The organism is Streptomyces sp. B8-7 (genome assembly GCF_058833805.1).
The window spans coordinates 1,646,976-1,658,789 of sequence record NZ_JBYRRL010000001.1 but is presented as its reverse complement, the minus strand read 5'-3'; the positions used below and the strand labels follow the sequence as shown (position 1 = coordinate 1,658,789).

The 11,814-nt window shown below is 75.1% G+C and carries 13 protein-coding genes; 4 read left to right on the top strand and 9 right to left on the bottom strand.

Annotation, left to right across the window (positions count from 1 at the left end):
• Window positions 1-14 precede the first annotated feature (14 nt).
• Entirely contained in the window at window positions 15-1,808 is a 1,794-nt protein-coding gene (locus AC5K6T_RS06915; protein ID WP_493206533.1) for a glycoside hydrolase family 15 protein, read from the top strand.
• A 5-nt stretch (window positions 1,809-1,813) separates the two neighbouring features.
• The gene (locus AC5K6T_RS06910) at window positions 1,814-2,569 is read left to right on the top strand and encodes an SDR family oxidoreductase (protein ID WP_493206532.1); all 756 of its coding nucleotides are present in this window, start codon (window positions 1,814-1,816) and stop codon (window positions 2,567-2,569) included.
• Window positions 2,570-2,807: 238 nt separating this feature from the next.
• Here the strand turns inward: AC5K6T_RS06910 and amaP are convergent, their stop codons facing one another.
• Genes amaP through AC5K6T_RS06885 form a run of 5 tightly spaced genes read right to left on the bottom strand, consistent with a single transcriptional unit; the run spans window position 2,808 to window position 5,171 of the window.
• Window positions 2,808-3,386: an alkaline shock response membrane anchor protein AmaP gene (amaP, locus tag AC5K6T_RS06905; RefSeq protein ID WP_493206531.1), complete on the bottom strand. Its 579-nt coding sequence runs from the start codon at window positions 3,384-3,386 to the stop codon at window positions 2,808-2,810.
• A gap of 7 nt (window positions 3,387-3,393) precedes the next feature.
• The gene (locus AC5K6T_RS06900; protein ID WP_493206529.1) at window positions 3,394-4,050 is read right to left on the bottom strand and encodes a DUF6286 domain-containing protein; all 657 of its coding nucleotides are present in this window, start codon (window positions 4,048-4,050) and stop codon (window positions 3,394-3,396) included.
• Window positions 4,047-4,457: an Asp23/Gls24 family envelope stress response protein gene (locus AC5K6T_RS06895; protein WP_493206528.1), complete on the bottom strand. Its 411-nt coding sequence runs from the start codon at window positions 4,455-4,457 to the stop codon at window positions 4,047-4,049. Before AC5K6T_RS06895 ends, AC5K6T_RS06900 begins: the two co-directional genes overlap by 4 nt.
• The gene (locus AC5K6T_RS06890) at window positions 4,454-4,639 is read right to left on the bottom strand and encodes a hypothetical protein (RefSeq protein WP_493206526.1); all 186 of its coding nucleotides are present in this window, start codon (window positions 4,637-4,639) and stop codon (window positions 4,454-4,456) included. Before AC5K6T_RS06890 ends, AC5K6T_RS06895 begins: the two co-directional genes overlap by 4 nt.
• Window positions 4,640-4,682: 43 nt before the next feature.
• Window positions 4,683-5,171: an Asp23/Gls24 family envelope stress response protein gene (locus AC5K6T_RS06885; RefSeq protein WP_493206524.1), complete on the bottom strand. Its 489-nt coding sequence runs from the start codon at window positions 5,169-5,171 to the stop codon at window positions 4,683-4,685.
• An 87-nt stretch (window positions 5,172-5,258) separates the two neighbouring features.
• On the opposite strand from AC5K6T_RS06885, the gene AC5K6T_RS06880 reads away from it, so the two are divergent.
• On the top strand, window positions 5,259-6,404 hold the full coding sequence (locus AC5K6T_RS06880; RefSeq protein ID WP_493206523.1) for a hypothetical protein: 1,146 nt from the start codon (window positions 5,259-5,261) through the stop codon (window positions 6,402-6,404).
• A 103-nt stretch (window positions 6,405-6,507) separates the two neighbouring features.
• Here the strand turns inward: AC5K6T_RS06880 and AC5K6T_RS06875 are convergent, their stop codons facing one another.
• The 3 genes from AC5K6T_RS06875 to AC5K6T_RS06865 form a co-directional block, all read right to left on the bottom strand.
• Window positions 6,508-7,299, bottom strand: a complete 792-nt coding sequence (locus tag AC5K6T_RS06875; protein ID WP_493206521.1) for an enoyl-CoA hydratase/isomerase family protein — start codon at window positions 7,297-7,299, stop codon at window positions 6,508-6,510.
• Window positions 7,300-7,432: 133 nt separating this feature from the next.
• Window positions 7,433-7,654, bottom strand: coding sequence for a helix-turn-helix domain-containing protein (locus AC5K6T_RS06870; RefSeq protein ID WP_018567695.1), 222 nt, complete (start codon window positions 7,652-7,654; stop codon window positions 7,433-7,435).
• A gap of 345 nt (window positions 7,655-7,999) precedes the next feature.
• Window positions 8,000-9,598, bottom strand: coding sequence for an ABC-F family ATP-binding cassette domain-containing protein (locus AC5K6T_RS06865; protein ID WP_493206518.1), 1,599 nt, complete (start codon window positions 9,596-9,598; stop codon window positions 8,000-8,002).
• Window positions 9,599-9,873: 275 nt separating this feature from the next.
• Here AC5K6T_RS06865 and AC5K6T_RS06860 point away from each other — a divergent pair, with 275 nt between their 5' ends.
• Window positions 9,874-10,287, top strand: coding sequence for a VOC family protein (locus AC5K6T_RS06860; RefSeq protein WP_493206516.1), 414 nt, complete (start codon window positions 9,874-9,876; stop codon window positions 10,285-10,287).
• A gap of 6 nt (window positions 10,288-10,293) precedes the next feature.
• Here AC5K6T_RS06860 and AC5K6T_RS06855 read toward each other — a convergent pair whose 3' ends face one another.
• Window positions 10,294-11,685: a hypothetical protein gene (locus tag AC5K6T_RS06855; protein ID WP_493206514.1), complete on the bottom strand. Its 1,392-nt coding sequence runs from the start codon at window positions 11,683-11,685 to the stop codon at window positions 10,294-10,296.
• Between the last annotated feature and the right edge of the window lie 129 nt (window positions 11,686-11,814).

The following is an 11,814-nucleotide window of genomic DNA, read 5'->3' as shown; positions in this document are numbered from 1 at the left end:
GGAACCCGGGTTCCGTGCACCACCGCATCGAGGACTACGCCCTGATCGGCGACGAGCAGACGGCCGCGCTCGTGGGCCGGGACGGCTCCGTGGACTGGCTGTGCCTGCCCCGCTTCGACTCCGGCGCCTGCTTCGCCCGGCTGCTCGGCGACGAGGACGACGGCCACTGGCGGATCGCCCCCGAGGACGCCGGGGCCGGCGGCACCTGCGCCCGCCGCGCCTACCGGCCCGGCACCCTGGTGCTCGACACCGACTGGGAGACCGAGGACGGGGCGGTCCGGGTGACCGACCTGATGCCCCAGCGCAACCGCGCCCCCGACCTGGTCCGCATCGTCGAGGGGCTGCGGGGCCGGGTCACCCTGCGCAGCACCCTGCGCATCCGCTTCGACTACGGCTCGGTCATGCCCTGGATGCGCAACGAGGGCGGCCACCGCATCGCCGTCGCCGGCCCGGACGCGGTGTGGCTGCGCAGCGAGCCGCCGGTGCACACCTGGGGCAGGGACTTCGCCACGCACGCGGAGTTCACCGTGTCCGCAGGCCGGCGGGTCGCGTTCGTGCTGACCTGGCACCCCTCGCACGAGCCCCGGCCCCCGCTCGTCGACCCCTACCGGTCGCTGGAGTCGAGCGTCACCGACTGGCAGGCCTGGTCCGCCCGATGCCGCTACCGCGGCCCGCACCGGGAGACCGTGCTGCGCTCCCTGATCACCCTCAAGGCCCTCACCTACCGGCCCACCGGAGGGATCGTCGCCGCCCCGACCACCTCCCTGCCGGAGGAGATGGGCGGCGTGCGCAACTGGGACTACCGCTACTGCTGGCTGCGCGACGCCACCCTCACCCTGGGCGCCATGCTGACGGCCGGCTACCACCAGGAGGCCGTCGCCTGGCGCGACTGGCTGCTGCGCGCGGTGGCCGGCTCCCCGGAGGACCTCCAGATCATGTACGGCGTGGCGGGCGAGCGCCGGCTGCCCGAGACGGAGGTGCCGTGGCTGGCCGGGTACGGCGGCTCGGCCCCGGTACGCCTCGGCAACGCCGCGGTGAAGCAGCTTCAGCTCGACGTGTACGGGGAGGTCATGGACGCTCTGGCCCTGGCCCGGCGGGAGGGCCTGCCCTCCGAGCGGCATGCCTGGGCCATCCAGTGCGCCCTGATGGAGTGGCTGCGCGAGCACTGGCGGCAGCCGGACGAAGGGCTGTGGGAGGTGCGCGGCGCCCGCCGTCACTTCGTCCACTCGAAGGTGATGGTGTGGGTGGCCGCCGACCGCGCGGTACGGGCCCTGGAGGAGAACCCGGACCTGGGGGGCGACCTGGCGGGCTGGCGCGCCATGCGGGACGAGGTGCACCGCGAGGTGTGCACCGAGGGCTACGACCCCGAACGGAACACCTTCACCCAGTACTACGGCTCCCGTGGGCTGGACGCCGCCCTGCTGCTCATCCCGTCCGTCGGGTTCCTGCCGCCCGAGGACCCGCGCGTCGTCGGCACGGTCGACGCGGTGAGCGCCGAGCTGGACCGGGGCGGCTTCCTGCTCCGCTACGGCACCGGGGACCTTGGCGTGGACGGGCTGCCCGGCACCGAGGGCACGTTCCTGGCCTGCTCGTTCTGGCTGGCGAAGGCGCTGCATCTGACCGGCCGCCACGACCGGGCGCGCGAGCTGTTCGACCGGCTGGCCGGGCTCACCAACGACGTGGGCCTGCTCGCGGAGGAGTACGCACCGGACGAGGGCCGCCAGCTGGGCAACTTCCCGCAGGCTTTCAGCCACCTCGGCCTGGTGAACACGGCACTCGCCCTGTTCGGGCAGGACCCGGCAGGATAGGCGTCATGGATCTTGGACTGAAGGACCGGGTGTACGTCGTCACCGGGGCCACGCGGGGGCTCGGCCACGCGGCGGCGCGGGAACTGCTGGCGGACGGGGCGAAGGTCGTGCTGACCGGCCGCGACGGGGAACGGACCCGTGCGGCCGCGGACGCGCTGGGGGAGGATGCGGTCGGCGTGGCCGTCGACAACGCCGATCCGGAGGCGGCGGAGCGGCTGATCGGCGCGGCGCGCGAGCACTTCGGCCGGTTCGACGGGGTGCTCGTGAGCGTCGGCGGGCCGCCCCCGGGGTTCGTCGCCGACACCACGGACGAGCAGTGGCAGGCAGCCTTCGAGTCGGTGTTCCTCGGAGCGGTGCGGCTCGCCCGGGCGGCCGCGGCCGCGCTGGAGCCGGGCGGTGTCATCGCCTTCGTGCTGTCGGGTTCGGTGCACGAGCCGATCGCCGGACTGACCATCTCCAACGGGCTGCGGCCGGGGCTGGCGGGCTTCGCCAAGTCGCTCTCCGACGAGCTGGGGCCGCGCGGCATCCGTGTGGTCGGGCTGCTGCCGGCGCGCATCGACACCGACCGGGTGCGGGAACTGGACGGCCTCTCGGCCGACCCCGAGGCCACCCGGGCCGCCAACGAGGCGCGGATTCCGCTGCGCCGCTACGGCACGCCGGAGGAGTTCGGCCGGACCGCGGCGTTCCTGCTGTCCCCCGCCGCGTCCTACCTGACCGGCATCATGGTGCCGGTCGACGGCGGCATGCGGCACGGGTTCTGAGGCCTCGGCCGGCCTGGCCCGGGACCGGGGCCGGGGCGGCGGCCGGGGCGGGCCGGAGCGGGTCCGGCGGTCACCGCGGGAGTCGCCGCGGGGCCCGGAGGCAAGGGCCGGACCGGGACCGGAGGCGGCGTCCGGAGGCAAGGGCCGGACCGGGGAAGCGCCCGGGGCCGTGGAGAAGCGGTCCCGGACCGGTGACGCGGCCCCGGACGCGCCGGACCGGGACCCGGCACGGACCGTCTCAGCTGACCCTTTCCGCGGGGTGCTGCACCGATCTCATGCGGACCTCCGACGGCAGCGCGGCCAGGCCGGCCGAGTCGCGGGCGTGCGCCAGTGCCTCTCCGGTCAGGCGGTGCAGGGTCGTCGACGGGTCCGCGTGGGGCTCCAGGAGCAGGCGGATCCGGGCCCGGGGGGCGGTCCGGCGCCCGGTGAGGCGGACCCGGACCCCGGCGACGCCGTCCAGGGCGCCCGCCTCCGTGCCGAGTGCCGACTGCAGGGCGCGGCCGCGCAGCACGGCGCCCGCGCCGTCGCCGGTGTCGACCAGGATCTCGGCCGCCCTGCGGCGTCGCAGCACCGCGGCGAGCCACCACAGGGCGAGCGCCAGCAGGACGGCGAGGACGGCGATGACCGCGGGCCACCACCAGGCGTCGTCCCGCCAGCGGGTGCGCTCGGCGTCGTCGAGCAGGACGTCGTGCCGCGAGTCGTGGATCCACCAGGAGGGCGGGGCGGCGCCCAGGCCCACGGCGAGGACCGAGCCGCCCAGGGCGAGGAGCACCAGGCCGAGGACGCCGAGGAGGACGCGGTTGACCGTGGTGAGCATCCGCGCCTCACCCCTTCCTTCCGGGCCGCCGCACATGGACGGACAGTGCGGGCGGGCGGGCGAGTCCGAGCGCCCGTACCGCCTCGTCGAGCACGATGCCGAGGTCCTGCCGTACGTCGTCGAGAGGGCGGAAGTGCGCGACCACCCGGATGTCGGCGCGACGGCGGCGGGCCCGCACCCGCACCGACTGCACGCCCGAGACCTCCATGGCACGGTCGCGCAGCACCATCGCGGCGGCGGCCCGGTCCAGCGCGGCGCGCACCTCGGCGTCGGTGCGCCGCATGGGCAGCAGTTCGCGCAGGCCGGGAGTGGCGGCGAGCAGCACGAGCCACAGGCCGAGGGCCGCGGCGACGCCCGCCCCGACCAGGACCCAGGTGTCGTCCAGGGGCCGTTCGGCGAGTTGGTCGGCCAGTTCGCGGCGCCAGGTCATGGCCTCCCGGCCGGCCCGTACGGCGGCGACGTCGTAGAGGAAGAGTCCCGCGAGGCCCAGCAGGAGCAGCGCGGTGACGGCGGCGGGCACGCGGCGGGCCGACCAGAAGCGGCGGGCCGCCGGTGCGGTGCCCGGCAGCGGTACGGGCGGCGGGCCGGGAGGGGCGGGGGCGGCGGGGGGCCGGTCGAGGACCGGCCCCCCGCCGTCGGGGTCTGCCCGGCCGGGCTCGGTCATCGGATCCTCCCCCGGGCGGTGCCGGGCCCGGACGCCGGGTGCAGCCGCTCGACCTGGACGGCCACCTCGGGGACGTCCATCCCCACAAGTGCGCCCACCCGCTCGGTGACGTGCCGGCGGACCGTGCGGCAGCGGGCGCCGATGTCGGCGGGGTAGGCGAGTTCCAGGTGGACCCGGATGTGCGCGGCGTGCTCGGCCGCGGAGGCGGGGTCGCGGGACTGGCGCACGACGACGTTGGCGTGCGGGGCCGCGGCGTCCCGCGGCAGGGGTCCGAGGGCCTCGCGGGCCGCCTGCGCGGCGACCTTGGCCACCACGCGGTCGGCGATCCGGGTCGCCCCGCGCTCGCGCGGCGGTGCCGGGGCCGGTGGTGCGGCGGGCTCGCCCGTCGCCTGGTTCACCGGCGTCACCGCCGGCGGTCGTCGCGCGGACGGAAGAAGTCGCCGAGTTCGAAGTCCCCCTCGACGAAGCGGCCGACGGCCAACCCGACGGCGCCCAGGGCGGCGACCAGCAGAAAGGCTCCGAAGCCGCCGAAGTATCCGGCGAACCCCAGCGCCATTCCGGCGATCATGCCGACCACGGCCATGCTCATGGTGCGCTCCCCTCGGCGGCGCGGCCGTGCGGCCGCCCGCACATCACTGGATCCTGGGCTCCGGCTCCTCTTCCTCTTCGTCCGGCAGCTTCACGTCGCTCACCGCGATGTTGACCTCGACCACTTCGAGGCCGGTCATCCGCTCCACGGCACCCACGACGTTCTCCCGGACGGCGTGGGCCACGTCCGAGATCGACACGCCGTAGTCGACGACGATCTCCAGGTCGAGCGCCGTCTGCACCTCGCCGACCTCGGCCTTGACGCCGCGGGTCACCGACTTGGAGCCGCCGCCGGGCACGCGGTCGCGTACGGCGCCGAAGGTGCGGCTGATGCCGCTGCCCATCGCGTGGACGCCGACGACGTCCCGCGCGGCGAGGCCGGCGATCTTCTCGACCACCCCGTCGGCGATGGTGGTGCGCCCCCGGGTGGCGGGGGCGCCGCCGCCGCGCCGGGTGGGCTTGCGGGTCTGTACGGGCGAGTCCTGCTCGCCGTCGGAGGTGTGCGTCCGGTTCCGGTCCGTGGTCTCGGTCATCGCCGTACGTCCTTTCCGGTCGTCGTCCTCCGACCACGGTAAGTGGGGTTTGCGGATGTCGCGCCCGCTGTGCGGCAGGCTGGGGTGATGACGGCGGAGGAACGGACCGGCGGACAGGGGCGGCGCGTGGCGCCGCCGGACGGGATGCCGGCTGGTGTCGGCAGGGCGGTGCGGGAGCAGCTGCGTCTGGGCAGGCTGCTCCCGCTGGGCGGTGCGGCGGACGGGGCGTGGATCGCCGAGAGCGCGGCGCGGCGGGTGCTGCGGCGGGCGGTGGACGCTGTCGGCGGGGTGCGGCTGGGTGAGCTGCGGATCGGCCCGGCCGATCCCGGCGCGGCCGGTGAGCCGGTGGTGCCGGCGCCGCCGAGCGGGCTGCCGCCGGGACCGCTGCGGGTGACCGCCGGTTTCGCGGCGAGTACGGCGGAGCCTCTCATGGGGTCGGCGTCCCGGCTGCGTACGGCGCTCGCGGCGGCCGCCCGGGACGCCGTGGGTCTGACGGTGACGGAGGTCGACCTGCGGGTGACGGCGGTGTGGGAGGAGGGCTCCGGGAAGTACCCGGCGCGCCCGGAGGACGGGGCGTATCCGGAGCGCCCTGCGAGCACGGAGAACACGGAGAACACGGAGAACACGGAGAACACGGAGAACGCGGAGAACGCGGCGCCGCCCGCGTCGGGCCCGGCCGGTGCGGACACCCGTCCGGGTGACGGCGGGCCGCTTCCGGCCGCCCCCCGTCCGGGCGACAGCCGCCCGAAGGCGCCCGCGGGCGGGCGGGAGGCCGGGGAGGCCGAGGGCGCGGCCCGGCCCGGGGGCGGCGGGGCCCGGAGCACGGCTCCGCCCGGGGGTGCCCGGAGCGGGGCGGCCGGCTCCGCACCGGGCGGCGACCGGTCCGGCGGTCCGGCCTCGCCTCCGGGGGGTGGCAGGGCCGGGGAGGAGGCCTCCGCGGCCCCGGAGGCCTCCGACGACGAGTCGCGGGCCGCCGCCGCGGCGCTCGGGGTCACGGGGGTGGCCCGGCTGACCGGTCTGCTCGGTGGTCCGGGCGGGCTCGGCCGTGCCGTGCACATCGGGGAGGGCCCCCGCCCGGCCGTCGCCGCGCTGCCGCGCCGCCATGTCCGCGTGGAGCTCGCGGTCCGGGCGGGCCATCAGCCCGCGGCGGTGGCCCGCGCGGTCCGTGCCGCCGTCGACGCGGCGCTGCCGGACCGGCCGACGGTCGCGGTGCTGGTGACGGCGGTGGAATGACGGACCGGCGGGCGGGAGCCGCCCGCCGGTCCGGTGGCGCGGGGCGTGGCGGCTGCCGGCCGTCCCGTGGAAGGGCCCGGCGGGGGTGACCCGCCCGGGCGGGTCAGTCTCCCAGGCCTGCCAGGTCCCGCAGGCGGCGTGCCTGGGACCGGCGTTCGGCCGCGCGCTGGTCCTCGTAGGTGCGGTCCTGGGCGCCCCGCAGCAGCGCCTTGGTCTCGATGAGGGCGTCGCGGGGGGCGGCGAGGAGGGCCGTGGCGAGGTCGCCGACGGCGGCGTCCAGCTGGTCCGGGGGGACGGCGAGGTTGGCCAGGCCGGTGCGGACGGCCTCCTCGGCCTGCACGAAGCGGCCCGTGGCGCAGATCTCCAGCGCGCGGGCGTAGCCGACGAGCGACACCAGCGGGTGCGTGCCGGTCAGGTCGGGGACCAGGCCCAGGCTGGTCTCGCGCATGGCGAACTGCACGTCGTCGGCGACGACGCGCAGGTCGCAGGCGAGGGCGAGCTGGAATCCGGCGCCGATGGCGTGGCCCTGGACGGCGGCGACCGACACGATGTCGCTCTGCCGCCACCAGGTGAAGCCTTCCTGGAACTCGGCGATGGCAGCGTCGAGTTCGGCGTCGCCCCCGCGCGCGAGGTCGACGAAGGAGAGTTCGCCCTCGATGCCCTCGGGCGTGAACATCTGCCGGTCGAGGCCGGCGGAGAAGGACTTGCCCTCGCCGCGCAGCACGACCACGCGGACGGAGCCCGGCAGCGACCGCCCGGCCTCGGCGAGCGTCCGCCACAGGGCGGGGCTCTGCGCGTTGCGCTTGGCCGGGTTGGTCAGCGTGACCGTGGCGATCGCGTCGTCGACGGTCAGCCGGACGCCGTCCTTGTCGAGTACCGGGTCGAGCGAAGCCATGGGGCGCCTCCGAGGGGTGCGGTCAGGAGCGGATGCCGTATCCGGACATCCGTAAGTGACTGCACAGTAACCACCCGGTCGACCTCGCGACCGGCCGGGTGGCCACCCTCACGTCGTGGGGCCGCCCGGAGGGTCAGGCCGAGGCGGCCTTCTTGCCCCGGGTCGCCCCGCCACGCCCACGCAGCGTGACGCCCGACTCGCTCAGCATGCGGTGCACGAAGCCATACGAGCGGCCGGTCTCCTCGGCCAGCGCCCGGATGCTCGCACCGGCGTCGTACTTCTTCTTCAGGTCTGCCGCGAGCTTGTCGCGCGCGGCGCCGGTCACCCGGCTGCCCTTCTTCAGAGTCTCGGCCACCCGTGCCTCCTCATGGGAAGTGCGCTCTGGTCTCCTCATGATCACCCCTTCCGGGCTTCATGGCCACCCATTCGGCAAGGTCCGTGCGACAGGGTTGTGACGACAGGAGCACGTCCCCACATCCGGAAGCGGAGATTCCGCACCCGCTACGGCGTACCGCTGAACGGGTCCCTCCGCGAACTGCCTGGTCAGTGACGTGAGGCGGCCGAGCCCTCGGGGACGGAGGGCTCGGCCGGAAGATCGGTGGAGGACACACCTCGGTACGAGGCGATCTCACACAGATGGTGGATCACCGATGGGCCGAATGATCCATCCCCCGTGGATCACGGTGGATCACGCCTGCGGTCACGCGAGGGCGACGAGGTCCGCGTAGTCGGAACCCCACAGGTCCTCCACGCCGTCCGGAAGCAGGATGATCCGCTCCGGCTGGAGCGCCTCGACGGCGCCCTCGTCGTGGGTGACCAGCACGACGGCGCCCTGGTAGGTGCGCAGCGCGCCCAGGATCTCCTCGCGGCTGGCGGGGTCGAGGTTGTTGGTGGGCTCGTCCAGCAGGAGGACGTTGGCCGCGGAGACGACGAGAGTGGCGAGGGCGAGCCGGGTCTTCTCGCCGCCGGAGAGGACTCCGGCCGGCTTGTCGACGTCGTCGCCGGAGAACAGGAAGGAGCCCAGCACCTTGCGGACCTCGACGAGGTCCATGTCGGGGGCGGCCGAGCGCATGTTCTCCAGGACGGTGCGGTCCGCGTCCAGGGTCTCGTGCTCCTGGGCGTAGTAGCCGAGCTTGAGGCCGTGGCCGGGCACGACCGCGCCGGTGTCCGGCTGCTCCACGCCCGCGAGCAGGCGGAGCAGCGTGGTCTTGCCGGCGCCGTTCAGGCCGAGGATGACGACCCGGGAGCCCTTGTCGATGGCCAGGTCGACGTCGGTGAAGATCTCCAGGGATCCGTACGACTTCGACAGGCCCTCGCCGGTGAGCGGGGTCTTGCCGCACGGCGCGGGCTCGGGGAAGCGCAGCTTGGCGACCTTGTCGGACCGGCGCACCTCCTCCAGACCGGACAGCAGCTTCTCGGCGCGGCGGGCCATGTTCTGCGCGGCGACCGTCTTGGTGGCCTTGGCGCGCATCTTGTCGGCCTGGGCGTTGAGCGCGGCGGCCTTCTTCTCGGCGTTCTGCCGCTCGCGCCGGCGGCGCTTCTCGTCGGCCTCGCGCTGCTGCTGGTACAGCTTCCAGCCCATGTTGTAGACGTCGATCGCGGAGCGGTTGGCGTCCAGGTAGAACACCTTGTTCACGACCGTCTCGACCAGGTCGACATCGTGGCTGATGACGATGAAGCCGCCGCGGTAGGTCTTGAGGTAGTCCCGCAGCCAGACGATCGAGTCGGCGTCGAGGTGGTTGGTCGGCTCGTCGAGCAGCAGGGTGTCGGCGTCGGAGAACAGGATGCGGGCCAGCTCGATCCGGCGGCGCTGACCGCCGGAGAGGGTGTGCAGGGGCTGGCCGAGGACCCGGTCGGGCAGGTTGAGCGCGGCGGCGATGGTGGCGGCCTCGGCCTCGGCGGCGTACCCGCCCTTGGTGAGGAACTCCGTCTCCTGCCGCTCGTACTGCTTGAGCGCCTTCTCGCGGGTGGCGCCCCTGCCGGTGGCGATGCGTTCCTCGTTCTCGCGCATCTTGCGGAGCAGTACGTCGAGGCCGCGCGCGGACAGCACACGGTCGCGGGCGAGGACGTCGAGGTCGCCGGTGCGGGGGTCCTGCGGCAGGTAGCCGACCTCGCCGGAGCGGCTGATGGCGCCGGCGGCGGGCTGGCCCTCCCCGGCCAGGCACTTGGTGAGGGTGGTCTTGCCGGCGCCGTTGCGGCCGACCAGGCCGATGCGGTCGCCCTTGGCGACACGGAAGGTGGCGTTCTCGATGAGGACGCGCGCACCGGCGCGCAGCTCGATACCGGAGGCGGTGATCACGGACAGACTCCAGGGCGGATGGATTGGCGGGACGGGCGGAGCAGGGGGTCACCGCGCGGGGCGCGCCGCCGCGGGCGACGGGCGCGGGCGGTCCCGCCGTCTAGTGCGCGAGGAGAATGGCCATGGGATTCAGTCTAACGGGCTCGTGCAACCTGTTTTTCCGCCGTCCCCGCGCGGGAACGGCGCCGCGCCACGGTCCCGGCGGGCGATGTCGGTGGCGGCTGCCAGACTGGCGGCAGGTGGTTTTGCGGCTCGATCCCGAAGGGGTGAACGGCATGGCAGGCACGAGCGGCGGCGCTCCGAGCATCTATCCGTCGGTGCTGTACGCGGACGCCAGGGAGGCGATCCGGCAGCTCACCGAGGGCCTGGGCTTCGCGGAGCTGTCGGTGTACGAGAGCGAGGACGGCTCGGTGATGCACGCCGAGCTGGTCCAGGGCAACGGCGCGGTGATGATCGGCTCCAAGGGGCGCGGCGGCGTCTTCGACCGGGCGATGAAGGACGCCGGCCCGATCGGGGTGTATGTCGTCGTGGACGACGTCGACGCGCACCACCGGCGTGCGGTGGACCACGGGATCGAGATCCTGATGCCCCCGACGGACCAGGACTACGGGTCACGGGACTACATGGCCCGGGACGCCGAGGGCAACATATGGAGCTTCGGCACGTACGCACCCGCGCTGGGCGGTTGAGCCGGCTCAGCTCCCCCCGGTGTGCACCTGGAACGCCGCCCGGCGCACGGCCTTGGCCAGGGCGGGGTCGGGGTGGGCCGCGGCGAGGGCGACCAGGACCTGCACGGTGCGCGGGTGGCCGACCGCGCGGACCTCGTCGAGCAGGGCGGGCACGGTCGGCTGGACGGCGGACTCCAGGTGCCGTACCAGCATCGGGGCCTCCCCGTGGTCGGCGACCGCGGCCGCGGTGTCGACCCACAGCCAGGTGGCCTCCTGGCGGGTGAGGACCTCGTGGGCGTCCTCGGGGTCGGTGCCGTCGTGCTCGGCCAGCCACAGCAGGGCGTAGGGGCGCAGGGCCGGCTGGCCGAGCACCGCGCGGACGTCGGGTTCGGCGGGCGCCCCGACCACGCGCAGGGCGTCGAAGGCCAGGCCGCGCAGCAGGGCGTCCTCACCCCCGGCGGCGGCGAGCAGCTCGGTGACGGCGCTGCCGACGGGCCGCGCGGCCAGCCAGGCGCGGTACTCGGCCCGGGCGGCGTTGGGCCGCAGCTGGGCGCAGCCGCGCAGCATGTCCTCGGCGGCGGCCTCGATGTTGCCCGCGGGGCTCTGCGCGGCGACGCAGATCTGCTCCAGCTTGATCCACACCGCCCAGCTCCCGAGCGGGGTCAGGGTGGCCTGGGCGGTGTCGTAGGTGAGGGCGCCGACGGAGCCGAGCGCGTGCAGCGCCCAGTCGAGGAGGGGGGCCAGCGGGGTGTCGTGGCGCGGCTGCTGCGGCTCGGGCTGCGGGCCGTAGGGGATCTCGCAGCGTTCGGTGCGCAGCTCGGTGACCCGCTGCTCCAGCAGGTCCAGCAGTTGGGCGACGGGCACCGGACCGGCGGACAGCTGGAGGAAGGAGAGCACCTGGGGCATGGCCGAGACGACCTCGGCGACGGCGGCGGGCTCGTGTCCGGCGGGTTCCGGATGGGCGAGCGACCAGGCGTCGAAGAGGGCGACCCAGCCGCGCAGCACGGCGCTGTCGTCGCGGTTCCAGGCGCGCAGCCGCCAGCCGGGGCGGGCACTGTCGCCGTGCACCTCGACCAGGCCGGAGAGCCGGGCGGTGTCCCAGTCGGCGCGGACCTGAGCGGATGTCAGGCCGAGGTCGGACGCGGCCCCTTCGGCGGTCGCGTCGGACAGGGTCGCCTTGCCGTCGGCCGCGCCCGGCCGTCCGGGGCGCAGGGCGGCGTCGGCCCAGCGGGCCACGCGGGCCGCGCCCGCCAGCTGGGAGCGTGCCATTTTGGCCAGCTCCGCGGGGGCCGGGGTGCCTTCCGGAGGGCGCGGGGCGGGGCGGCGCGGACGCCGCTGGTCCGTCGCCCGTGGGGCGGTGGCCAGGGGTCGTGGGCGGACGAGTCGAAGCCTGGAGTCGCGCGGGATACGGGACGTCACGGGGGCAGTCTTCCGGTTGACGGTCCGAAAACCCAAACGGAATGTCACGGCGGGCGACGGGACTGGCCAAGGCACGGGGTCCCGGGTGCACCGAGGAGGTGGGAACAAGCCAGGGCCACGGGCACAAGC